General features: G+C 72.7%; 21 protein-coding genes. 3 read left to right on the forward strand and 18 right to left on the reverse strand.

Translation table 11 applies throughout. From position 1 onward, the window contains the following. Positions 1 to 76: 76 nt before the first annotated feature. From ACZ4YY_RS14835 to ACZ4YY_RS14890, 12 genes are all read right to left on the reverse strand, one after another. On the reverse strand, positions 77 to 1,312 hold the full coding sequence (locus tag ACZ4YY_RS14835) for a DUF3631 domain-containing protein (RefSeq protein ID WP_468288883.1): 1,236 nt from the start codon (positions 1,310 to 1,312) through the stop codon (positions 77 to 79). Then, positions 1,309 to 1,563 carry a hypothetical protein gene (locus ACZ4YY_RS14840; RefSeq protein ID WP_468288886.1) on the reverse strand — a complete coding sequence of 85 codons (255 nt, stop codon included), beginning with the start codon at positions 1,561 to 1,563 and terminating at the stop codon, positions 1,309 to 1,311. The genes ACZ4YY_RS14835 and ACZ4YY_RS14840 overlap by 4 nt, the downstream gene beginning before the upstream one ends. A gap of 167 nt (positions 1,564 to 1,730) precedes the next feature. After that, positions 1,731 to 2,615: a bifunctional DNA primase/polymerase gene (locus ACZ4YY_RS14845; protein WP_468288889.1), complete on the reverse strand. Its 885-nt coding sequence runs from the start codon at positions 2,613 to 2,615 to the stop codon at positions 1,731 to 1,733. After that, on the reverse strand, positions 2,612 to 3,499 hold the full coding sequence (locus ACZ4YY_RS14850) for a deazapurine DNA modification protein DpdA family protein (protein ID WP_468288892.1): 888 nt from the start codon (positions 3,497 to 3,499) through the stop codon (positions 2,612 to 2,614). Before ACZ4YY_RS14850 ends, ACZ4YY_RS14845 begins: the two co-directional genes overlap by 4 nt. 91 nt (positions 3,500 to 3,590) lie before the next feature. Next, positions 3,591 to 3,899, reverse strand: a complete 309-nt coding sequence (locus ACZ4YY_RS14855; protein ID WP_468288894.1) for a hypothetical protein — start codon at positions 3,897 to 3,899, stop codon at positions 3,591 to 3,593. 221 nt (positions 3,900 to 4,120) lie between these two features. Next, on the reverse strand, positions 4,121 to 6,292 hold the full coding sequence (locus ACZ4YY_RS14860; protein ID WP_468288897.1) for an ATP-binding protein: 2,172 nt from the start codon (positions 6,290 to 6,292) through the stop codon (positions 4,121 to 4,123). A gap of 1 nt (position 6,293) precedes the next feature. Then, the gene (locus ACZ4YY_RS14865) at positions 6,294 to 7,811 is read right to left on the reverse strand and encodes a hypothetical protein (RefSeq protein WP_468288900.1); all 1,518 of its coding nucleotides are present in this window, start codon (positions 7,809 to 7,811) and stop codon (positions 6,294 to 6,296) included. Positions 7,812 to 7,889: 78 nt separating this feature from the next. Further along, positions 7,890 to 8,246: an RRQRL motif-containing zinc-binding protein gene (locus ACZ4YY_RS14870; protein ID WP_468288903.1), complete on the reverse strand. Its 357-nt coding sequence runs from the start codon at positions 8,244 to 8,246 to the stop codon at positions 7,890 to 7,892. Further along, positions 8,246 to 9,127 (reverse strand): protein spdB, encoded by an 882-nt coding sequence (locus tag ACZ4YY_RS14875; RefSeq protein ID WP_468288906.1) that lies wholly within the window; start codon positions 9,125 to 9,127, stop codon positions 8,246 to 8,248. The genes ACZ4YY_RS14870 and ACZ4YY_RS14875 overlap by 1 nt, the downstream gene beginning before the upstream one ends. Next, positions 9,124 to 9,447 carry a hypothetical protein gene (locus ACZ4YY_RS14880; protein ID WP_468288909.1) on the reverse strand — a complete coding sequence of 108 codons (324 nt, stop codon included), beginning with the start codon at positions 9,445 to 9,447 and terminating at the stop codon, positions 9,124 to 9,126. The genes ACZ4YY_RS14875 and ACZ4YY_RS14880 overlap by 4 nt, the downstream gene beginning before the upstream one ends. After that, positions 9,444 to 9,713 (reverse strand): DUF6284 family protein, encoded by a 270-nt coding sequence (locus ACZ4YY_RS14885; protein WP_468288912.1) that lies wholly within the window; start codon positions 9,711 to 9,713, stop codon positions 9,444 to 9,446. Before ACZ4YY_RS14885 ends, ACZ4YY_RS14880 begins: the two co-directional genes overlap by 4 nt. 774 nt (positions 9,714 to 10,487) lie before the next feature. After that, positions 10,488 to 11,204, reverse strand: a complete 717-nt coding sequence (locus ACZ4YY_RS14890; RefSeq protein WP_468288915.1) for a GntR family transcriptional regulator — start codon at positions 11,202 to 11,204, stop codon at positions 10,488 to 10,490. A gap of 56 nt (positions 11,205 to 11,260) precedes the next feature. Here ACZ4YY_RS14890 and ACZ4YY_RS14895 point away from each other — a divergent pair, with 56 nt between their 5' ends. Next, on the forward strand, positions 11,261 to 12,070 hold the full coding sequence (locus tag ACZ4YY_RS14895) for a class I SAM-dependent methyltransferase (protein WP_468288918.1): 810 nt from the start codon (positions 11,261 to 11,263) through the stop codon (positions 12,068 to 12,070). Between the two features lie 232 nt (positions 12,071 to 12,302). Here the strand turns inward: ACZ4YY_RS14895 and ACZ4YY_RS14900 are convergent, their stop codons facing one another. The 4 genes from ACZ4YY_RS14900 to ACZ4YY_RS14915 form a co-directional block, all read right to left on the reverse strand. Beyond that, positions 12,303 to 13,199 carry an aminoglycoside phosphotransferase family protein gene (locus tag ACZ4YY_RS14900; RefSeq protein WP_468289455.1) on the reverse strand — a complete coding sequence of 299 codons (897 nt, stop codon included), beginning with the start codon at positions 13,197 to 13,199 and terminating at the stop codon, positions 12,303 to 12,305. A 158-nt stretch (positions 13,200 to 13,357) separates the two neighbouring features. Beyond that, positions 13,358 to 14,860 (reverse strand): MFS transporter, encoded by a 1,503-nt coding sequence (locus ACZ4YY_RS14905; RefSeq protein WP_468288921.1) that lies wholly within the window; start codon positions 14,858 to 14,860, stop codon positions 13,358 to 13,360. Between the two features lie 67 nt (positions 14,861 to 14,927). Beyond that, a complete protein-coding gene (locus ACZ4YY_RS14910) occupies positions 14,928 to 15,908 on the reverse strand; it encodes a zinc-binding dehydrogenase (RefSeq protein WP_468288924.1) in 981 nt (326 codons plus the stop codon). Positions 15,909 to 15,956: 48 nt separating this feature from the next. Further along, positions 15,957 to 17,117, reverse strand: a complete 1,161-nt coding sequence (locus tag ACZ4YY_RS14915) for an NAD(P)-binding protein (protein WP_468288927.1) — start codon at positions 17,115 to 17,117, stop codon at positions 15,957 to 15,959. A gap of 124 nt (positions 17,118 to 17,241) precedes the next feature. Here ACZ4YY_RS14915 and ACZ4YY_RS14920 point away from each other — a divergent pair, with 124 nt between their 5' ends. Further along, complete coding sequence (locus ACZ4YY_RS14920) at positions 17,242 to 17,946, forward strand: pentapeptide repeat-containing protein (protein WP_468288930.1); 705 nt, start codon at positions 17,242 to 17,244, stop codon at positions 17,944 to 17,946. 589 nt (positions 17,947 to 18,535) lie between these two features. Here ACZ4YY_RS14920 and ACZ4YY_RS14925 read toward each other — a convergent pair. Both ACZ4YY_RS14925 and ACZ4YY_RS14930 read right to left on the reverse strand, forming a co-directional pair. After that, entirely contained in the window at positions 18,536 to 18,955 is a 420-nt protein-coding gene (locus tag ACZ4YY_RS14925; protein ID WP_468288933.1) for a hypothetical protein, read from the reverse strand. Positions 18,956 to 19,296: 341 nt separating this feature from the next. Beyond that, complete coding sequence (locus ACZ4YY_RS14930; RefSeq protein ID WP_468289458.1) at positions 19,297 to 19,797, reverse strand: hypothetical protein; 501 nt, start codon at positions 19,795 to 19,797, stop codon at positions 19,297 to 19,299. Positions 19,798 to 19,855: 58 nt separating this feature from the next. Here ACZ4YY_RS14930 and ACZ4YY_RS14935 point away from each other — a divergent pair, with 58 nt between their 5' ends. Beyond that, positions 19,856 to 21,283 carry a M1 family metallopeptidase gene (locus ACZ4YY_RS14935; protein ID WP_468288936.1) on the forward strand — a complete coding sequence of 476 codons (1,428 nt, stop codon included), beginning with the start codon at positions 19,856 to 19,858 and terminating at the stop codon, positions 21,281 to 21,283. The last annotated feature ends 4 nt before the right edge of the window (positions 21,284 to 21,287 follow it).

The raw sequence follows: 21,287 nt of genomic DNA on the forward strand, positions 1-21,287 counted from the left end.
GGCGGATAGCGGTTTTGTGGCGGATGGGTGCCGCCACACCCGCCGGGGTGCGGCGGCATCCGTGGCGCCGGTCCGGTCAGCCGGTGAGGGTGGGCTGTGTGGCGGTTTCCGTCGGCGTGTGGCGGATGGCTGTGGCGGTATCCGCCACGGATTCACCCCCGCTGACCTGCGGTGTGGCGGACGTGGCGGATGTGGCGGATTCTGCGGGGGGCGGGGGACAGTACCGGGTCCAGGCGTCGCTGAGGTCTTCGGCGTAGTAGCCCTTGGGGAAGCCTGAGGGGGTGCGGATGCCGCGCGGTTTGATCGGCTTGTTGTTCGGGGCGACGTACTGGCCGAGCAGCCGGGCGAGGGAGCGCGAGTTGATCGGCTTGTCGTCCAGGTCGCCCCACGGGGCGTCGTCCATGCGCAGCAGGCATTCGATGATCGCGGCGGTGGGCATGCGGTCGGCGCCGCAGAACACCTTGTCGCGCAGGTCGGTCAGCAGTCGGACGCCGAGGGAGAATTCGTCGTTGTCGCGGGCTGCTTTGATCAGTTCCAGGCAGGCGGCGCGGGCCCGGCTGGGCCAGTGACCGCCGGCGGCGTCGGCCACGGCGAGCAGCGGTTCCCAGACGTCGGCGGGCCGGTCGGTGACGCCCTCGGGCATCTCGGGCCAGGCGTTGGTGACCTGGTCGCGGACGGTGTCGGCCCACTTGGCGAGCTGGTCGCGCAGGGCGTGTCCCTGCTTTTCGTGGGTGCGCTGGCGGTAGGACTCGACCGTCTCGTTCGGGGCGCGCTTGCGCATGCGGATGATGACCGAGCGGGTCAGGACGGTGTCGGGCAGCGAGCCGAGCCCGGCCATGGCCACGGCGCAGTAGGAGCCGAAGACCTGCGCGCTCTGGTTGGATCCGTCGCCCACGCAGCGCAGGGCGCCGCCGCTGCGGCGGTAGCCCGCGTTCAGGAAGCCGCGCAGTGCCTCGTCCGCTCCTGCCTTGGGGCCGAAGATGGTGTCGACCTCGTCGAACAGCACCGTGGGCAGTCCCTCGGAGGATTCGACCAGCCGGTACAGGGCGTTGGCCGATGCAGACACGGTGGTCACCGGGCGCGGGGTGAGCGTCTCTACGATCTCCAGCGCCCGCGACTTCCCGGAGCCGGGCTCCGGGGACAGGAACGCAATCCGGGGCGTGGTCTCGAAGCAGTCGATCAGGTGGGCGTGCGCGTCCCAGAGGGTGACGGCGACGTAGGCGGCCTCGGTGGGGAAGGCGTTGAAGCGGCGGTGGAAGGCTTCCACCTGGTCCAGCAGCGCGGCGCCGTCGATGGCGGCGGTCGTGGTCATGCGGCGGTCTTCCTTTCGAGGAACGGGGCGGGAGTGCCTCCGCAGGCGGCTTTGTGGGCGTCGTACTCAGCGACCAGGGCGGCGACGGCGGGTAGGCCGGTGGCTGTGCCGGTCTGTCCGCAGGGGCAGGCGTAGGCGGCGGTGGGGGTGTTGCCGGGCCGCTTGGACCAGCGGGCTCCGTCGTTGGGGTGGCGGTAGACCGGCGGGGCGTAGATGCGGATGCCGGGCTGGTCAGGCGTCGGGTCTCCCATGGCGGTGCTGTCGGCCGGGAACCGGTCGGAGCGAAGAGCAGATGGGACGCCCTGACGGGCGGCGCCTTTCGGCTCGCTCACGGCCGCCGGGGGCCGGGCCGGTCGGGCGGCGCGCAGGCTGGGGGTGGTGGCCTGTTGGCCTTCCAAGGGGGAGGTGGGCCGGGTGCTCATGCCGTGTCCCGGGGGCGGGCTTTGCGGATGGAGCTGTTCAGGGCGCTGCGGATGGTGGCGCGGCACTCGGCAGGGGTCAGTCCCCGTGACTCCCCCGCCCCTTGGAAGGCCTCTTCCACCACGTGACGGGGGATGTCGCCCCAGGCCACGAAGCGCCCCACTTTGAAGGCGCAGCGGTTGAGGGTGGTGTTGCGCTGGTGGTCCGGCGCTGCTGCCACCACCGCGCACTCCCGTTCCAGCGCGGCCAGTGCCGCGCGACTCCCGCTGACCGCCGGAAGCCTGAGCGGGCTCACGGGGCGGGCGGGGGCGGGTTGGAGGCGGGAGAGGAGCCAGGCGGGCAGAGGGGCCGCCTGGGGGTCGCTCAGCGGCTCGTAGGTGCCGGCGGGGGTGCTGGATCCGGCGGCGACGACGTACCCGCCCCATGCCCGGGTGTCGACCAACGGGGCGATGGTTCCTGCGGTGTTGGTCAGCCGGACGCCGTCCGGGGCGGTGAAGTACAGGTGCTGTCCGCCGCTCGCGGTCCGCACCCGGTAGGTGGCAGGGACGGCGTGGCCGGCGCGCTCGCAGAGCGCCGCAAAGGTCGTCGCACCGTCAGGTGCGTCCGCACTGCCCTTGTCCTTCGGCACATCCAGGTCGACCACGAGCAGACGGGACGGGCCGGCGGCGATGCCGATGTTGAACGGGCCACGCGACCAGGTCGCGCGGATACGGCCGGGGTCGGTGGTGGCCCGCTCCTCCCACTTCGCGTGCCCCCGGGTGCAGGGGCCGGTGCGGGGGCAGGTGGCCTCGCCGTGCAGGGCGGGCCGCTTGGCGCCGGGGCGCAGGGGGAAGACGTGCCATCCGCGCTCGGCGGCGTCCAGCGCTGCGCGCAGAATGTTCATGTTGCGCTCCGGTCGGTGGTCAGCAGCATCTGGTGGTGGGTGGGGGTGGCGTTGATGACGCGCTGCCGCCACGTGAGGGCGTAGTCGATGCAGTTGGCGCAGTTCTTGTGGGTGTGGCCGGGCAGCGGGGGCCGGTGTCGGGCGTGGGAGCTCCAGGCGGCGGAGTCGGCGGAGGCGAGCAGGTGACCGACGCGTTCCAGGCCGAGGATCTTGAAGCCGAAGCCGTGCAGGTTGAAGCCATGGGCGGCCATGGCGGTGACGATGGCGGCGCCCTGGCGGGTGGACTGGAGCCGGCACACCGACCCCAGCCCCACCACCGGCTCACGGCGCAGATCGACCCCGGCTTTCTCGTACAGCTCCACGCACCGCTCGTAGGCGGGGATGGTGTCGCCCTGAAGGACGGGGGCGATGCGCAGGTCGGGGGCGAGGGAGCGCAGTTCGAGGAAGTTGGCCACCGTGCGGCGCTGGTGTTCGGCGACGCTGAGGTGGGTGCCGACGAAGTGCTGTCCCTTGACCGTGCCGCCGTGGATGATGAGGTCCTCGCACATCCAGTCCTGCTGGGCGGCCCAGTCGTAGGGGCCGACGCACTCCCAGATGCGGCGCAGGTCGTTGACGTACTGGCGGGGGGTGCGCGTCCAGCGGCCGTTGCGCTGGAGCTCAGAGAACCCGCCGGAGTCCACCGCGTATGGCCCCAGCGCGGGGTGCAGCTTGGCTGCGGCGGCGAAGTGCTCGGCCTTCAAGAACAGCGGGACGTCGGTGAGCTTGATCCAGTGACGCTTGTGGGTGGTCAGGTAGAACCGCATACCGCCGCGGGCGGGAGCTCCCGCGAGCGGGGTGCGGCTGGTCGGCGGTAAGACTCGCGGGATGTCGGTGGATTGGGTCATGCTGGGAGACCTCCACAGGTCAGTTGAGTGGCAGGTGGACAAGGGCGGCCCCGGATTCATTGGCGTGAAGTGGGGGCCGCCCTTGGCGTAGCTAGGCGCCCTTGGAGCGGGCGAGCTTGAGGGTGATGCCGCCGATGCCGATGGGTCCGGCGGCGCCGGCGATGACGGTGATGGTGTGGGCGGCGACGTCGAGCAGGACGCACAGGGCGGCGACCAGTCCCCAGCCGCCGGCGACGGTGGCGCCGGCGATGGCGAAGGGGAGCAGGATGCGCCGCCAGGGGATGCCGGCCGGGGTGTCGTGGACGACGATGACGACCGGTTCTCCGGTGGCCTGGGCGCGGTGGTAGGCGTCGGCGGGGATGTGGGGGGCGAGGTGTCCGTGCGGTTCGCGGTGGTGCATGTGGTGCTCCTTCCGGCGATCCGTGGATAGGCCAGGTGCCCGCCCGGAGCTTCCGGGCGGGCACCTGGGTGGTGACGGTGTGTAGTTGTAGTGGCTACTGGCTAGTGGCTACCGGCAACCTCAAAAGGGCTGCAGGCGACCCCTGGTGGCCAGTAGGAGGGTGTTCTACTGGCTAGTGGCAAGTTGTCGGTAGCCAGTAGCCGGTAGCCGTCTGTGAGCGTTCAGGTGTGGTCGGGGTGGACGTAGACCGAGCGCGGCCCGTTGTCCCGGTAGACCAGCTCGCCGCGTTCGGCGGCGGCCTTGAGCGCGTCGCGGACGGCCTGCCGGCTGCGGCCGACCAGGTCGGCCACGGCGGAGGGCTTCATGCCCGCCGGCCCGGCGGCGGCGATCGCGGCGATCGCGTCCGCGAGCCACTCGGGGCCGCTCTCCCGCGCCGCCCCCGGGTCGGCGGGGGAGTCGGCGGGGTGCTGGTTGTCGCGGAGCGCGGACAGGTTCAGCCCGGACCGCTCAGGCCGTTCCGGGCGTTCCGGTCGGTCGGGGGTGGGGTGGTGGTGGTCGGGTTCGGTGGTGGTGCCGAACTGTTCGTCGATCTCGCGCATGAACGCGTCCGCGAGCCGGTCTGCCTCCGACCCTGTCCCCTGCTGCTGGGGGTTGGGCTGGTCGCGCAGGGCGGACAGGTTCAGTCCCCGCCGTTCCTGCCCGCCGTCGTTCCCGTTGTCGCCGGTCGTGGTGAGGAGTGTGGAGGCGGGCTGGGGGTTGTGCATCCAGGCGATGCGGTCCGGGTCCCACCGGTTGGCGTAGGCATCGCCGGCCGCCTCGGCGGACACGACGTCCAGGACGGGATGACGCTCGGAGGTCGCGGTGACGATCTCGCGGATCTGGCTGGGCAGGATCCGCCAGCACTTGAACAGCCCGGGCGGCGACTCCGGGGTGCCCATGAACCCCGCCCCCTTGTAGGGCGCCTGTTCCACCTTCAGGCCACGGCTGCCGGGGAACAGCTTGCTCAGGTCCATGCCCTCCTTCTCACCGCCGGTCAGGGCAACCCTGGCCTTGGCCTCGCGGCGGATCATGAGGTTGCCGAGCACCGCACCCGTGGAGCCGAGCGCGGTCAGCACCGTGCGGACACCCATCGCCCGCAGCATCCGGATCACCTCAAGGATCTTCTTCGCCAGGTCCTTGAGCGTCTTGTCGGTGCTGGTCAGGATCTCGGCACCCTCATCGATCACCAGCATGATCTGAGGGATGGACGGGCCGATGGGCAGCAGGTCGGTGTCCTCACGTGCCATGAGCGCCTGATAGGAGATCTTGCGCTGGCGGCCGATGCGCAGGACCGCGTCCAGCATGAGGTGGGCTTCCTCGACGGTGCCGGCGAGCCAGTCGATCCCGGGCCGCAACGGCCGCTCCCCCGGGGCCGGCTGGTGGTTGAGCGCCGGCAGCACCCACGACAGGCCGGCCGATCCGGCGTTGAGGTCGATGACGAAGGTGAGCACATCGGTGGCGCGGGCGAACCCAGCCAGGATGACGTGCACCATGTTCGTCTTGCCCGACCCCGTCGGGCCCACCACGAGCGCGCACTGTTCGCGCAGGTAGGTCTTGATCTCCTCGGCGTTGGCCCGGTACCCCCAGGGGATGCCGGTCAGGACCGACAGCGGCCCGTAGTCGGACGGGTAGGGCGTCTCGGTGACCAGGGCGTTGACGGTGGCGACGTCGATGAGCGTGCGGCCCTGGTGGATACCGGGGCCGGCGGTCGCGGTGCAGCCGTGCGGCAGATGCGCGTCCGCCGACAGCGCTGCGGCCCGCGCGGCGATCTGGTCGTACGTCGTGCCGCCGGGCAATTCGGCGTCGATGGTGAAGCCGGTCCCGGTGGGCCAGTGCTCCACCGCCAGCACCCGCACCCGCATGCCGCACACCCGCTGGATGCGGTCGGCCCACTCCATGGCGATCGCCCGCCTCTCCGCCGACAACTCGGCCGCGACGGCGCGTTGTTCGGCGGCGAGTGCTTCTTCCTCGCGGGCTTCCTCGTAGAGGTTGGTGGAGCGGGTGGCGGTGGCCATGCCGACACCGATGGCGGCGAGGGAGCCGAGCGCCTGCCAGGTCAGGGGGCCGTGGGTGATGGCCCAGGTGGTCCAGCCGGCGCCGATGAGCCAGGACGCGGCGCGGGCGGCGATGGTGCGGCCCGCGCAGCGCAGGCGGATGCCGGCGGCGGTGTGTCCGATGGCGCCGGCGGCGCCGACGGCGAGCGCCCAGCCCGGGGGCATGGACGTCGCGGCGCCGGTGGTGGCGGCGGCGAAGGCTCCGGTGGTGGCGGACAGGGCGCCGGTCACGGGTCCGTGACCGGCCGCCCAGTCCCACACCGGGCCACTGCCGTGCTGTTTGGCGGTGGCGGTGCTCATCTCAGACGTTCCAGCCCTTCTCGGCCTGGGTGCCGTTGCGGGGGTCCTCGTGGCGGGCGATGTCCGCCTCGTGGACGCTGCGGAACAGCGGAACGAGGGTCTCGGCCGCGTCGACCGCGTTCAGCAGGGTGGCGTGGATGTCGTCGAACCCGGCGGCGACGTCCTTCTCGAAGGCGAACTCCTCATCGGAGCGTTCGGCCAGGATGCGGAAGGTGTTGGCGATCGACAGCAGCGCCATGGGCAGGTTGTCGATCATCGCGAGGACTTCCATGTTCCCGTCGGGCTCGTAGGTGCGGGCCGCGTTCTCCATCTCGGCCGCAGCCTCTTCGAACTTGAAACCGGACACGCGAATGGCCTCCTGACCAGTGGTGACAGGGGTGGGGATGAGGTGGGCGGGACGCTCAACGCGGTCCCCGATCTCGTCTGCCGTTTCCTCGGCAGCGGCCTCTTCCTGCGCCCGCTGCGCGCGGATCGCCTCGTCACGCTCGGCCCGCTGGTCGCGGGCCGTCTGCATGAGGCGCCGGTACAGGCGCCGGCCGGGGTACATCAGCCAGTCCCAGCCGAGCTTGCGGCCGAGTGGGGTGGTGATCAGGCCCAGCAGTCCGAGCGGCAGGGCGAGCAGGGCGGCCAGCAGCCGGCGCCCCTGGAAGCGAGCCGCCGACTTCACCAGCGCCCGGCGGGCCGCGCGGCGGGCAGGCGCCTTACGCACCTGCGCCCGCTTCGCGTCGACCTGCGCGGCCGTGCTGCGGTCGCGGGCCATGCGGGTCTTGCCGACCAGGGCGCGGGTGCCGGAAGAAGCCTTCCCGCCCGCCCATCCAGCCGCACGCCGTGCCGAACCCCTGCTGCCGTCGGCGTGGTGGGTGCGGGCTGCGGCACGGGCGTTGCGGCGGGCGTCGGCGACCGCGCGGCGCGCGGCGGTGGTCTGCGCCCGCTGCTCGGCGCGCGACCCGCCCGCCGCTCGCTGCGCGGCACGCAGCGCCCGCACCTGACCGACCCGGTCCGCCGCCTTGGCGAGGGGCCCGGAGCGGGAACCGGTCCTGCTCTGTGCCACCCGGCCCGCTTTACCGCCCGCTCCGGACGGGTGACGGGACGCGATGGCGGCCCGGCGGGCGGACCCGGAACCCCGGCCGCCCGCCCGGGCACTTCGCGTTCCCGCGGTTCGGGTCCCGAACTTCGCACTGCCCGCCGTGGCGGCGCGGCCGGCGGTCCGGGCGGCGGCGCGGCGGGCTTCGCGGTGTGGGCTGGGCTTGCGGGTGCGGTTGGCGGCGGCCACGGCGAGGACCGTGGCTCCGGTGGCGGCGACGGCCGCAGCGATCGGCCCGCCGGCCAGGGCTGCGGCGGCGACCATGCCCACGGTCGTGTTCGCACCCGACACGGCGAGCGGGACGACCGGCCACCCGCCCGGGGTGTGGTCCACCGCCGGCGCGGTCGGCGCCGGACCGGCGGGCGGTGCTGGCGGCGGTGGGGGTGTGGTGGGGGCGGCCTCCACGGCCGCCGGTTCGGTGCTGACTTCCGTCATGCTGAACGCACTCCTTCACGGAGCAGGGCCCGGCCGGGGCTGTGAGAGGTGTTCGGCCGGGCCTGCCAGATGTGGGGATCAGGCGGCGTCGGGGTCGCAGCGGCCACAGACACCGGTCGAGACACGCACGACGTAGCCGACGTCCCGCCGGCAGGCCGTGCAGAAGCGGCGCCGGCGCATCATCGCTTCGTGCGCCCGCCATCGGCCCGGCGTCATCGGCCGCACCGGCTTCGCCCGGTCGACGCGGTACAGGTAGGCGACCGCGACACCGCGCGGGTACCGCCACATCAACTGAGCGGCCACCTCCTGACCACCGGGCCGCAGGCCACGCGCCCGCAACTGCCGACGGGTGGCCAGGCCGGCGGGGGCGAGGCGCAGCGGGTAGGTGGGGATGCCGTACTTCGCGCCGTCCGGGTCGAAGAACCGCGCTTCCATCACGTCGCCTCGGCCTCGGCGCCGACCACGCGCTTCCATGCGGCCCGAAGACGGACCTCGGAGGCGGAGTGGCCGCAGGCCCGGAACCGGCCGGCCATCTCGCGGTAGGACAAGGCCGGGACGCGGCTGTGACGGATCTGACCGACCAGCGCGTCAAGCGCCTCATCAGTGAGCACCGGGGCACCGTCCAGCGCGGGCGCCGTGACGGCCTCCGACGGGCCCCAGACCGGGAGCTCCCAGCGGGGTGTGACGTCGGGTGTGACGCGGCTGGTCACGCTGGTCAGCGCCCTGCCGGTGTCCTCACCCTCCCGCGCCGACTCCAGCGTCGACCACGCCCCGGCGAGGGTGGCGGCGGTCTTGGCCTGGACGTGTGCGACACGGGCACCGGCCTGCGTCACGGCCGTCAGCCGCGTCTCCTCGGTGGCGGCCTCCGCCCGCAGCCGGGCCCGGGCCACGGCCGCCTCGTCCCGGGCGTCCTGCTGAATGCGGCGGATCGCACCGAGTGCGGTCGGGGTGAGCGCGGTCTGTTCCCACAGGCTGTGGACCAGCCACAGGGCCTTGGCGGCGACCGGGAGCCACGCCACGGCCAGCCACGCCCCGGCGGAATGCTCCGCCGTCAGCGCGTGCACGACCAGAACACCGGTCGCCGCCAGGCCGAAGAACCAGCCGACGGCGGTGACGGCGCGGTTGTGGTCACCCTGCGCGGCGAGACGACGCTCATAGGCGAGGGTGGCCAGCCATCCCCCGTCGATCCCCAGACCGACGACCAGGGCGACGGGCCACGGCATGACCGGGCCCAGCCACATCACCACCACGGCCAGGGTCAGCACCATGGACACCGCCGTCATCGCGACGGCGGGCAGGGCAGTCTTGGCGTTCATGCCGCACCCCCGTCCGTGGCGGGAGCGTCGCTGTAGCCGTACAGGAGGACCTCAGCGCCGGCGTAGTCGGTCGACGCCGTGAGCACACGGGTCCTGCCGTCGCACTGCACGTCGTGCGTCACTGCCTCCGGCGGCACGGCCAGCGCTTCCCGCCACGCCTCGAAGGCGTGCAAGCCGTCGTGGAAGCGCAGCGTCAGCCGGTCGGGGTAGATGCGGGAGAGGTCGATTCCGGGGGCGGGCAGGTGCCCGAAGTCGGCGGCCAGCAGCCGCAGCACCCGCAGCGGCACGGCCAGAGCGTCCAGCGTCAGCGACTCCTTCATGCCGCACCCCCCGCAAGGCTCATGTCGGTCGCGCGGTTGACCAGGTCGCGGCGGGCGGCCAGCACCCGGTTCCGGGCCCGGCGCAGCCGGCGCGCGTCCAGCTCGTTCGGGACCTGGTCCATGGCCTTGATCTGCGCGTCGAGCAGGTCGACTTCCGCCAGGATCAGCGGGGACTCCAGCTCGATCGCGTCCAGCTCCGCGAGCGTCGGCTCACGGTCGAAAACGTCGGCGGTAACGCCCGCCTGAAGTGCACCGATGTGCCTCATGGGTCGTTGTCTCCTCACAGGTGGAACGGCCCGAACCGCACCCCCGGAGTTCCAGCTCCGGGGGTGCTCGCCGTTGAAGCCGGCATTCGTCGACTCCCCGCGCTCCCGCCCGTACGGCTACCGCAGCGCGCGGTGCTGGACGGGCGGGAGGGGCAGCCGGCCGCAGCGTCAGCGCTGCGAGACCGAAGAAGGACCGGGCTTGATGAGTGGGCGCCGCCGGCCGGTCCGTCGCGGCGGCGCCTCGGTATGTCGTCGGTTCACACCGACCCCCAACCGATCGTTGAGACACGGCTTGCACCGGTGTGCCGTTGCCACGGAACACCGGTCCCGAGCCGGGGAAGTCGGGCGCGTCATCGTCACTGCTCTGACGCCAGCAGGGCGGCGCGTACCAGGTGGCAACCACGGGGTTGACCTCCCGTGAGGAAGGGATGATCCCCGGAGCTGTTCTCCAGTGCTGGCACGCGGGACAGGACTGGTTCGCCTGCCGCAAAGTGGCCGCCGGCGGCCGTCACCCGGGCCGCTACGGGAACGGGGACTCTCACCCCGTCGATTCGTCACTCTGTTGAGCTATCAACGAACGCGCGCTCACTTCGTACTCACCCCCAGCGGGGCTTTCCTCCGGGCACACCCACACAGTGGACCGGTGGACCGGTCCAGTCAAGCGTATATCCGAGAGTGCCGGGTGATCCGCGAAGAGTTCGCAGGTGGCAGGGGTAAGGGTGCAGAAAAAAACTGGACCGGCAGACCGGTCCAGCGGGGTATCAGAGTGAGCGGCTACATCGCATAGGTGTCGATCTGCTCGAAGAGTGACGAGGGTGTCACTCCCTCCTCGCATACCAGGGGGCGCCCCTCCTCGTCGTATGCGGTGTGGAGCAGGACGGCCACGGCCGTTCCCGTCGGGACGCCCAGTCGCTCGGCCTCCACGTCCGTGGCGAGGCGCACCGTTGTGATGTCGACGCCCTCAACCGGGAATCGGCCTGTCTGGCGACGGACGTAGCGCGTCGTGCCTTCGGCGATCGGGGCGGTGTCAGCAAGGCGGGGCGCAGCCTCTGCGATCTCCGGGGGGAACCACGCCTCCACACAGCTATTCGGGGTCCCGTCCGGGAGTTGTAGAACCCGGACTCGTCGGAGGGCGGGCGTTCCGGCGGAAAGCCCGAGCGCGACGGCGACCCTGGCTGGAGGCTCGGCCCAGTCCGGCGTCCCGACGCGCAGGAACGGCATGCCGCCCAGGATGCGGGCCGACCCCGCACGTCGGGCGCCGGCCGGCCGCGCGACGGGAGTTTCCGTCACGACGAAACCGGTTCCCTGCTTGGCCACGACGACGCCGTCATTCCGCAGCACGTCCACGGCCTTGATGGCGGTGGCGCGTGAAACACCCCACTGCTCGGCCAAGTCGCGACCCGAAGGGATGGTGCCCCCGGGAGGGAACTCGCCGGCAGCGATGCGGACCCGTAGGGACTCGGCGATCTCTTCGTACTTCAGAACTGCCACGGCTTCCCCTACTCGGCGCGCTGGACTGGTCCACCGGTACACACGATACTGCGGGCATGGCGAAACTCGAATTGGATCCCTCCGTGATGCGGTTCTACGGCGAGACGGTGAACGAGGACAGTCGCCTACGCGTCTCGGCAGATGGGCGCATGGAGCTGGCCAGGACGCGGGAGCTTCTCCGCCGCTTCTTGCCCCCCGCGCCGGCTCGTGTGCTCGATGTGGGTGGAGCGACCGGCGTTCACGCCGAATGGCTCGTGAAGGACGGCTACGAGGTCACCCTCGTGGACCCTGTCCCCCGCCACGTCGAGAGGGCGGCGGCCATCTGTTCAGCAGTCGTCGGTGATGCCCGTGACCTGCATGAAGCAGACGACAGCTTCGATGTCGTGCAGCTGCTCGGTCCGCTGTACCACCTGCCTGACCCTGCCGATCGAACCAAGGCACTGTCGGAAGCGTGCCGTGTGGTGAAGCCAGGTGGCCTGGTGGCTGCGGCCGCGATCAACCGCTACGCCTCGCTCTTCGAACACGTCACGTACGCCCACCTGCACAAAGAGCGGATTTACGAATCCGTCTCCAAGATCCTTGAGACGGCCGTCTACGACGGCGTACGGGGCTTCACCGTCTCCTACTTCCATCGAGCCGAAGAGCTGGTGGCCGAGCTTGGTGCGGCCGGCCTGGCGGACGTGCAGGTCTTCGGCATCGAGGGGCCTGCATGGTCGCTGGTCAAGGCGGCGGAGCAGCAGCCGGGCGAGGGGCCCACGGATGACCTGATTGCCTCTGCCATGGCCGCCGCGCGTATGGCGGAGCCGTACCCGGAACTACTTGCCGCCAGCTCCCATCTCCTGGCTGTGGGCACTCTTCCGGCCTGATGTTCGGCCCTACCGTCGTAGGCCAACCCGAACGCCAGCAGTGGCGCACACGCGAAGACGTGACGGCGGTCTTTGACGGCAACGTGCGCGTACACGGCTGGACGTCGGTGGGTGTTCCCGCATTCGGTGCCCCGTGTTGACGCTCCAGTGTCCTGAACAGCGCTGCGCTGGTGTGAACTTGTAAAGCGAAGGTCGTCGGTTCGAGTCCGACAGGGGGCTCTTCTCTGGCCTGTCAGCGGGTGTCGCGGAGGCGGCGGGCGAGGGCCAGGTCGGCCGGGGACGGGGGTTCGTCGTCCTCGGTGTTCCACAGGGCGTTCTGCAGGACGCGGCCGAGGGTCCAGGCGCGGGCGCGGGCGCGGTCCAGGCGCAGCACCTCGGTCATCGCGTCGAAGCGCCACAGGACGTCGTCGGGGTCGAAGCGGTTGTGCAGGGCCGGCCAGAGGTCGAAGGCGGGGTCGCCGGCCAGTGGTTTGGGGTCGATGGCGAGCCAGTCGGCGCGGTCGGCGCCGAGGACGTTCTCGTCGTGCAGGTCCCAGTGCAGGAGCCGGTCGCCCGGTTCGTCCGCCACCTCGCGCAGGGCGGCCGCGCAGTCGGCGACCAGTCGGCGGTCGTCCGGGTCGGGGATCCGCTCGAGCGCCCACGGCGTCCGCTCCAGCATCGCCTCGGCGATGTCGCCGAGCCGCCGCAGCTCCGGCGGAGCGGGGACGGACGTCAGACCGGTCAGCAGGCGGGCGATGACCAGGACCGCCTCGTGGGGGTCGGCGACGCGGGCGAGCATCCGGGCCGGGTCGAGGCGTTCGAGGAGCATCGTGCCCGTCGCCTCGTCGTGCCGCAGCAGTCGTACGGCCCGGTCGCCGTCCCACCGGCGCAGGGCGACCGGTTCGCCGACGCTCTCCTCGTCGAGGAGCTGGAGCTTGAGCACGGCCCGGGTGCCGTCGTCGGCGGTGACCGGCAGGACGAGCGCGGTCACGCCGTGCATCGAGGGTCCGTCGATGCGCAGCCCCCACCGCCCCAGGAAGTCCTCGGCCAGCCCCGGCAGCCCGTCGATGAACGCCTGCCCGGCCTCTCCGTTCCACCGCGCCTGTGATGCCGCGAGTTCGCCCGGAATGTCGATCACAGGGGGGACGATACGGGCCGGGGGGCCCGGCTCACGCGGTTTTTCCGGCCCTGTGGACCGGCTGCGGAACGACGGAGTCCGGAGGAGACGGGGGCCGCCAGGGGTCGCCGGAGGTCTCGGGGCGGTACGGGACGGGGCGGGAGCCCGGGGGCGGGGCGGTGTGGTCGTTTCTAGATCGTGGACCGTTCCACCACCGGCTTCGCGGTCGGGGTGCGGCGTCTCGGGGGGCGGGCCGTGACCGTCAGGACGGCGGTCAGGCCGGCCAGCAGCATGAGGGCGGCGGCCCACCAGAGGGCGACCGTGTAGCCGTGGACCGTGCCCCGGGCGGTGACGGCGGCGCGCCCGGCGGGGTCCGTGAGGTGGGCTCCGACGTACACGGAGGCGCTGGTGGTGGCGATCGTGTTCAGCAGGGCCGTGCCGATGGAACCGCCCACCTGCTGCGAGGTGTTGAGGGTGGCCGAGGTGACGCCCGCGTCCCGGGGGGCGACGCCGGCCGTCGCCGTGGCGAACACCGGCATGTAGGTCAATCCCATGCCGAGGCCCATCAGGACGAGCGCGGGCAGGATCTCCGTCGCGTAGGCGCTGTGCACGGTGATCCGGGTCAGGAGCATCATGCCGACGGCGGCGAGGAACATGCCGGGGGCCATCAGCGCGCGCGGCGGGACGTGGTTCAGCAGGCGGGCCGAGATCTGCGTGGAGCCGATGACGGTCGACGCGGTGAGGGGGAGGAACGCAAGGCCCGTCCGTACGGGGGAGTAGCCGAGGACGACCTGGAGGTAGTACGTCAGGAACAGGAACAGGCCGAACATGCCGACGATGGCCAGCCCCATGGTCAGGAAACAGCCCGCGCGGTCGCGGTCCCTGACGATGTGCAGGGGGAGCAGGGGGACGGGCGCGCGCCCCTGCCACCACACGAAGACGACGAGCAGGACCAGCCCCGCCACGAAGGCGGCCAGCACCAGCGGGTCGGTCCAGCCGCGCGGGCCGGCCTCGCTGAAGCCGAACACGAGGGCGACCAGACCGCCGCAGCCGAGCAGGACGCCGGGCACGTCGAGACGGGCGTCCGCGTGGCCGGGGCGGTCGCGCAGGAGGACGAGGGCGCCGAGGACGGCGACGACGGCGATGAGCACGTTGACGTACAGGCACCAGCGCCAGTCCAGGTACTCGGTGAGCAGCCCGCCGACGACGAACCCGATCGCGGAACCGCTGCCCGCGAGCGCGCCGTAGACGCCGAAGGCCTTGCCGCGCTCCCGGGGGTCGGTGAAGGTCGTCGTCAGCAACGACATGGCCGAGGGGGCCAGGACGGCGGCGAAGGCGCCCTGGAGGGCGCGCGCGCCGAACAGCACGCCCGGTGTGGTGGCCGCGCCGCCGAACGCGGAGGCGGCGGCGAACCCGACCAGCCCGATCACGAACGTCCGCTTGCGGCCCACCAGGTCGGCGATCCGGCCGCCGAGCAGCAGCAGACCGCCGAAGGCCAGCGTGTAGGCGGTGATCACCCACTGCCGGCTGCCGTCGGTCATGCCGAGGGCCCGTTGCGCCGAGGGAAGCGCGATGTTCACGATCGTCGCGTCCAGGACCACCATGAGCTGTGCCAGCGCGATGACCGAAAGCCCCCACCAGCGACGGGGGTCGGGTCGCTCCGCTCTGCTCTCACCTGCACGGATGTCGCTCACCCCGTCAGAAGACCATGAGCGGGGACGGGCCGCATCCGGGGGCGGGCACCGGGGCGGCCGGTCGGGTTCAGGGTTCCAGGACGACCTTGCCCGTCGTACCGCGGGTCTCCAGGGCCCGGTGGGCGGCGGCCGCCTCGGACAGGGGGAAGCGCTGTACCGCCGGGGTGAGCCGGCCGGTGGCGGCCTCGGTGAGGGCGCGCAGTTCCAGGGTGCGCAGGGGGTTCGGGCCGCCCGCCCGTTCGAGCATCACGGGCCCGAGGACGTTGCGGGAGACCCCCTCGACGAGGTACGGGCCGCCGTCGTGCAGGCCCGCGCCCGACCAGCCGAAGACGAGGTGCTGTCCGCCCGGGCCGAGCAGTGCGGTGGCCTCACGGGCGACGTCGCCGCCGACGCCGTCGAGGACGACGGTGGCGGGCCGGCCGCCCAGGAAGGCGCGGACCTTCTCCGGCCAGGAGGGGTCGCGGTAGTCGACGGCGAGGTCGGCGCCGCCCGCCTGGACCCGGGCCGTCTTCTCGGGCCCGCCGGCGAGACCGACGACGACGGCGCCGGCGTTCGCCGCGTACTGCACGAGGAGGCTGCCGATGCCGCCGGCGGCCGCCGGGACGACGGCTACCGCACCGGGGCCCAGGTCGGCGAACTGCAGGATCCCCATCGCGGTACGGCCGGTGCCGATCATGGCGACGGCCTGTGCGGCGTCGAGGTTCGGCGGGATCTCGTGCAGCCGGCCGGTGTCGGCGACGGCGAGTTCGGCATAGCCGCCGGGGGCGAAGCCGAGGTGGACGACGACCCGCCTGCCCAGCCACGCCCCGTCGGCGCCCTCGCCGAGGGACTCGACGACACCGGCGACCTCGCGGCCGGGGATCGTGGGCAGCCGGGGCGGCTCGGGCGCCGGCCCCTGGATGCCCTCGCGCAGAGCGGTGTCCAGCAGGTGGACTCCGGCGGCCCGCACCGCGATCCGGACCTGGCCGGGGCCCGGCCGCGGGTCCTCGACCTCCTCGTGGGTCAGGTTCTCGGCGGGGCCGAAGGCGTGCAGTCGGATGGCGTGCATGGGGCTCCCCCGTCGTACGGCGTGTGTGGCGGGGTCCACTCTCCGACCTCAAGCATGCTTGAGGTCAAGGGAGTTCCGGCCGAGGGCGAGGGAGACGGCGGTCAGGGCGCTGGTGAGCGAGACCTCCGAGAGGACACCGGGGGAGGCCACCTGGTCGCCGGCCAGGTAGACGCCGTCGCCGCGGTCGACGGCCGGCCGGTCCCGCCAGCTCGTGCCGGGCAGGTCCACCGCGCCCGTGCGGTCCGCCGCGACCGCCTCCCGCCGCCAGGTGACCCGCTCGCGCCAGCCGGCGAAGCCGAGGTCGAGGAGCTGTTCGGCGCGGGCGATGCCGTCGGCCCGGGACTCGTGCGGGCCGATCGGGATCTGGCCCTGGACGAGCTGCTCGCCGGCCGGGGCGAGGGTGCGGTCCTGGGCGGTGAACCGTTCGATCCAGCCGGGCGCGTCCAGGTCGGAGACGGCGAAGGCGTCCCCGCGCCGGGTGCGTACGGCGAGGTCGATGAGCGCGGTGCGGCCGCTCGGCCAGGTCAGCGAGTCGTCCCGCAGGAGGCGCCGGGCGGCGTGCAGGGAGGTGGCGACGACGACCGGGGTGTCGGTGGGGAGCGTGTCGACGCGCGAGAGGGTCTCCATGCGGACACCGAGGTTCCAGGCGCGGGCCGCCATCCGGTCGACGAGCGTGCCCCAGCCGCCGCGCGGGTAGTGGGCCTCCGGCGGCAGCTTGGTGGCCCGGCGCAGACGTTCCTGCACGAAGGCGGCGGACAGGGAGCCGGGGTCGTGGTGGAAGAGGGCGACGGCGCAGTAGTGGGCGGCGGCGCGGGCGCCGTCCTCGCCGGCCACCTCGGTCGCCCAGGTGAGGAAGTCGACGTCGACGGGTGCGCGGCGGACGCCCGGCCGCAGCAGCTTCAGCATCGCGAAAGGCGGGGTGCGGCGCAGCACGCCCCGGTGACGCAGCCGCAGCCGCGCGGCCTCCAGGGGCGGGAGCGGGGCGAGCGGGCCGATGAGGTCGCGCCGACTGAGCCAGGCCCAGTGCGGGCCGCCGTTGTAGAGGGCGTGCGGGCCTTCGTTGGTGCGGTACGGGCCGTCCGCGGTCCTGGCCCGTCCGCCGAGGGTGTGGTGGGCCTCGTGGAGGGTGACCTTGGCGCCTGCCTCCGCGGCGGCTATGGCGGCGGTGAGGCCTGCGAAGCCGCCGCCGATGACGGTGATGCGGTGCATGGGGCTGTCTCCTCGGGTCGTGGCGTCCTTGCCGGGTACGACCGAAGTGGGGCCGCGGTTTGTGACATCGAGGGTTTTCGCGCAGGTCGGAGGCGTTGTCAGTGGTGGGGTGCAGGATGGGGTCATGGCGAGGACAGGGACGGGTGGGGCCGGTCGGGCCGGTGGTGCCGGCGGGAGCGGGGTGAAGGGCGCGCGGCGGCCTGAGGTGCGTCTGCCGCCGCTGGAGCCGTACGGGGGCGGGGAGGTGGAGCCCGACGGGGACTACGACGGGGTGGAGTTCGCGGACACGGACCTGACCGGGCAGGACGGCGGCGGAGCCCGGTTCATGGACTGCGCCCTGGGGGACTGTGTGCTGGAGGGGACGCGGCTGACCCACGCCCGCTTCCTGGACTGCGTCCTCACCGGCATCCGGGGCGTCGGCACGGACCTGGCCGAGTCGACCCTGAGGGACGTGGAGGTGGTCGACGCGCGTCTGGGCGGCACCCAGCTGCACGGCGCCGTTCTGGAGCGGGTTGTGGTCCGCGGCGGCAAGATCGACTACCTGAACCTGCGTCAGGCGCGGCTCAGGGACGTCGTGTTCGAGGGGTGCGTCCTGGTCGAGCCGGACTTCGGGGGTGCCCGGCTGGAGCGGGTCGAGTTCGTCGACTGCGCCCTGAAGGGAGCCGACTTCACCGCGGCGACCCTGACGGACGTGGACCTGCGGGGGGCGGCGGAACTCGGCATCGCGGGCGGTCTGGACCGGCTCTCGGGCGCGGTGATCAGCACGGCCCAACTGCTGGACCTTGCCCCGGTGCTGGCGGCGGAGCTGGGGATCAGGGTGGAGGGCTGAAGGGGGCTGAGCGAGGGCCGGGGGGTCGCCGGGAGGGGGCTGAGCGTGGGCCGATTGGTCGCCGGGGGGCGGTGGCCGCGGGTGGGTTTCGTGCCCTGGGCGGTTGCGTCCGCGGGTGGGTTGCGAATCCTGGGTTGCGGGCCTTGGGCGAGCTGCGGGCCGGGTGGGGGAGCCGGCTCCCGGGTGAGGTGCGGGCCCCGGGCGGTGCTTGTGTCCTGGGTGGGTTGCGTCCGCGGGTGGGTTGCGGGCCCTGCGTGAGGTGCGGGCCGGGGTGGGGCGCGGGTCCCCAGTGGGGCGCGTGCCCCTGGGCGGGCCCGGGCCGGTTGCGCTCCCCGGCCCCCGGCGGTCACCGGGCTCCGCAAGCGGCGGCAGCGGTGACCGTCCCCCGGCCGGCGGTCCCGTTCCCCGTGGCTCCGTCGCGGGCAGCGTTCCCGTGACGCCGATCCAGCGGAGGCGTTGCCGCGGTTCCCCTGGCCGTCCGTCGCGTCCCCCCGTGCTCCATCGCCGGCGGCGTTCCCCGTGCCGCCGCAACCCGGACGCGTTGCCGCAGTTCTCCCCGGCAGGCCGGTGAGTCGGCTCCCACCGGCTGCTAGTCGACCTTGCGGAAGGTCCACGCCTGGTAGGGGTCGCCGTACTCGGGGGCGAGGGCGACGCGCGGCGGGAAGATCCGCAGCAGGCTCATGCCGAGCCGCATCGGGGCGTCGGGCACGCCGACGAGGTAGGAGCCCTGCTCCTGGGCGGGCAACAGTTGCCAGGCGCGCTCGTCGGGCAGCAGCAGGGACAGCTCGTGCATGTCGGGCTTGCCGTCGTAGCTCACGAACAGGGGCAGATGGCCGTTGGCCGCCGTGATCGTGTGCCCGCCGTTGCCGTCGCCGCGCACCTGCCACTCCTGGTTGCCCTCGCCCGGAGGCAGCAGCATGAGCTCGTCACCGGGCTGCGGCCCCGGGGCCGTGAGCAGTTGCTCGCCCGTGAATTCGATCTGGTAGACCCCGTCGGAAATGGCGGCCACGTCCTGCCCTTTCGCCGAACCGTTCGAGCCGTCACCACGACGGCCCCGGCGGACATCGTTGCCGCGAAGCCGGACCGGCAAGCACGGAGCGTGATCAGTTCACCCGGACGGCACGGGCCGGGACACCGGCGCCCCGCCACACGGCCCATCCTCGACACCGAGCCCGCCACACGGCCCATCCTCGACACCGAGCCCGCCACACGGCCCGGCGCACCCTCGACACACGGCCCGGGCGGGACACCGGCGCCCCCCGCCACACGGCCCACCCCGGGCCACCCGGCTCGCCCTTCACACGCGGTCGGTCCCGTCACGCGGTCGGTCCCGTCACACCGTCCGCCCCGTCATCCCAGCCTCGGGAACCTGGCCTGGAGGGTCCAGAGGGCCGGGTTCTCGGCCAGGTCGTCGTGGAGGTCGGTCAGGTCGGCGATCAGGTCGTGCAGGAAGTCGCGGGCCTCGCGGCGCAGTTCGGCGTGGGAGAAGGTGAGCGGCGGTTCCTCGGCCGGCATCCAGTCGGCCTCGATGTCCACCCAGCCGAAGCGGCGCTCGAAGAGCATGCGGTCGGTGGACTCGGTGAAGTCCAGCTCGGCGTACTGGGGACGGGAGGCGCGGGAGCCCGCCGGGTCCTGGTCGATGCGCTCCACGATGTCGCACAGGGCCCACGCGAAGTCGAGCACCGGCACCCATCCCCAGGCTGTGGACAGCTCCCGGTCCGCCTTGGTGTCGGCGAGGTAGACGTCCCCGCAGAACAGGTCGTGCCGCAGGGCGTGGACGTCCGCACGGCGGTAGTCGGTCTGCGGGGGGTCGGGGAAGCGGTTGGAGAGGGCGTAGCCGATGTCGAGCACGTAGGCGATGGTGTCACGCCTCCGCGGAACGGGTCCCTCCCCCCATAAGATCTCGAACATGTCCCGAACTGCTCGCCTTGTCCGGTCCGTCGCGGCCCTGAGCGCGCTAACCCTCACCCTGAGCGTGACGGCGTGTGACAGGGCCGACCGGCGGACCGCCGGTGCCCGCGGCGGTTCCGGCACCCCCGGCGTGGGCGACCCGTACTTCCCGAAGGCGGGCAACGGCGGCTACGACGTCCACCACTACGACCTGACCCTCGGCTACGAGCCCGCGCCCCGCCGCCTCACCGGCACGGCCCGGATCACCGCCCGCTCCACCCAGCCGCTCACCACCTTCGACCTGGACCTCAAGGGCCTGGAGGTCGAGGAGGTCACCGTCGAGGGGGCGACGGCCCGCTTCGACCGCGACGGGCAGGAGCTGACCGTCCGGCCGGCCGAGCCCCTGAAGAAGGGGGAGGTCTTCGAGACGACCGTGCGTTACGCGGGCCGCCCGGAGACGATCACCGACCAGGACGGCTCGAAGGAGGGCTGGCTGCCGACCGCCGACGGGGCGCTGGCGCTCGGCCAGCCGACCGGCTCCATGGCGTGGTTCCCCGGCAACCACCACCCCTCCGACAAGGCGACGTACGACATCGCGGTCACCGTGCCGAAGGGGCTGACGGCGGTCTCCAACGGCGAGCCGACGGGCACCCGGACCAGCGGCGGGCGCACCACCTTCACGTGGCACGTGGCCCAGCCCCTGTCGAGCCACGTCGCCACCGTCGCCGTGGGCCGCTACACCGTCACCCGCTCCACCACGGAGGAGGGCGGTCTGCCGGTGTATACGGCGGTCGACCCCACCCAGGCGGCGGCGAGCCGTGCGGTGCTGGCCCGTCTGCCCGAGGTGCTGGACTGGGCGGAGCAGTACTTCGGCCCGTACCCGTTCTCCTCCACCGGCGTGATCGTCGAGCGCCCGCAGGACGTCGGCTACGCCCTGGAGACGCAGAACCGCCCGGTCTTCCCCGGCGGTCCCGACCCGGTGCTGCTCGTCCACGAGATCGCCCACCAGTGGTTCGGCAACTCCGTCACGCCCCGGACCTGGCGGGACATGTGGCTCAACGAGGGCTTCGCGACCTACGCCGAGTGGCTGTGGACGGAGGACGAGGGCGGCGCCACCGCCGATGAGACCTTCCGGGCGCTGTACGACGACCCCGGGGACACCTACGCCGACCTCTGGGACTTCCCGCCCGCGAATCCCACCAGCGCCGCGCACATCTCCGACACGCCCGTCTACCAGCGCGGCGCGATGGTCCTCCACAAGCTTCGCCGCACGGTCGGCGACGACGCCTTCCACACGCTGGTCCGCGACTGGGCCGCCGCCCGCCGGCACGGCAACGCCGACACCGACGACTTCACGGCGTTCGTCGAGCAGCGGGTCCCGGACGAGGACCTCACGCCGATCTGGGACGAGTGGCTGTACGGGGAGGGGAAGCCGGAGCGCCTCTGAGGTC

Source organism: Streptomyces sp. NPDC030143 (assembly GCF_055573695.1).

What these genes read in the sequence shown, in the direction of transcription:
- ACZ4YY_RS14855 (WP_468288894.1), bottom strand. Translation starts at nt 3,899, where the DNA reads ATGCACCACCGCGAACCGCACGGACACCTCGCCCCCCACATCCCCGCC.
- ACZ4YY_RS14875 (WP_468288906.1), bottom strand. Translation starts at nt 9,127, where the DNA reads ATGAACGCCAAGACTGCCCTGCCCGCCGTCGCGATGACGGCGGTGTCC.
- ACZ4YY_RS14840 (WP_468288886.1), bottom strand. Translation starts at nt 1,563, where the DNA reads ATGGGAGACCCGACGCCTGACCAGCCCGGCATCCGCATCTACGCCCCG.
- ACZ4YY_RS14845 (WP_468288889.1), bottom strand. Translation starts at nt 2,615, where the DNA reads ATGAACATTCTGCGCGCAGCGCTGGACGCCGCCGAGCGCGGATGGCAC.
- ACZ4YY_RS14865 (WP_468288900.1), bottom strand. Translation starts at nt 7,811, where the DNA reads ATGACGGAAGTCAGCACCGAACCGGCGGCCGTGGAGGCCGCCCCCACC.
- ACZ4YY_RS14870 (WP_468288903.1), bottom strand. Translation starts at nt 8,246, where the DNA reads ATGGAAGCGCGGTTCTTCGACCCGGACGGCGCGAAGTACGGCATCCCC.
- ACZ4YY_RS14910 (WP_468288924.1), bottom strand. Translation starts at nt 15,908, where the DNA reads ATGCACGCCATCCGACTGCACGCCTTCGGCCCCGCCGAGAACCTGACC.
- ACZ4YY_RS14920 (WP_468288930.1), top strand. Translation starts at nt 17,242, where the DNA reads ATGGCGAGGACAGGGACGGGTGGGGCCGGTCGGGCCGGTGGTGCCGGC.
- ACZ4YY_RS14835 (WP_468288883.1), bottom strand. Translation starts at nt 1,312, where the DNA reads ATGACCACGACCGCCGCCATCGACGGCGCCGCGCTGCTGGACCAGGTG.
- ACZ4YY_RS14895 (WP_468288918.1), top strand. Translation starts at nt 11,261, where the DNA reads ATGGCGAAACTCGAATTGGATCCCTCCGTGATGCGGTTCTACGGCGAG.
- ACZ4YY_RS14885 (WP_468288912.1), bottom strand. Translation starts at nt 9,713, where the DNA reads ATGAGGCACATCGGTGCACTTCAGGCGGGCGTTACCGCCGACGTTTTC.
- ACZ4YY_RS14860 (WP_468288897.1), bottom strand. Translation starts at nt 6,292, where the DNA reads ATGAGCACCGCCACCGCCAAACAGCACGGCAGTGGCCCGGTGTGGGAC.
- ACZ4YY_RS14935 (WP_468288936.1), top strand. Translation starts at nt 19,856, where the DNA reads ATGTCCCGAACTGCTCGCCTTGTCCGGTCCGTCGCGGCCCTGAGCGCG.
- ACZ4YY_RS14915 (WP_468288927.1), bottom strand. Translation starts at nt 17,117, where the DNA reads ATGCACCGCATCACCGTCATCGGCGGCGGCTTCGCAGGCCTCACCGCC.
- ACZ4YY_RS14850 (WP_468288892.1), bottom strand. Translation starts at nt 3,499, where the DNA reads ATGACCCAATCCACCGACATCCCGCGAGTCTTACCGCCGACCAGCCGC.
- ACZ4YY_RS14880 (WP_468288909.1), bottom strand. Translation starts at nt 9,447, where the DNA reads ATGAAGGAGTCGCTGACGCTGGACGCTCTGGCCGTGCCGCTGCGGGTG.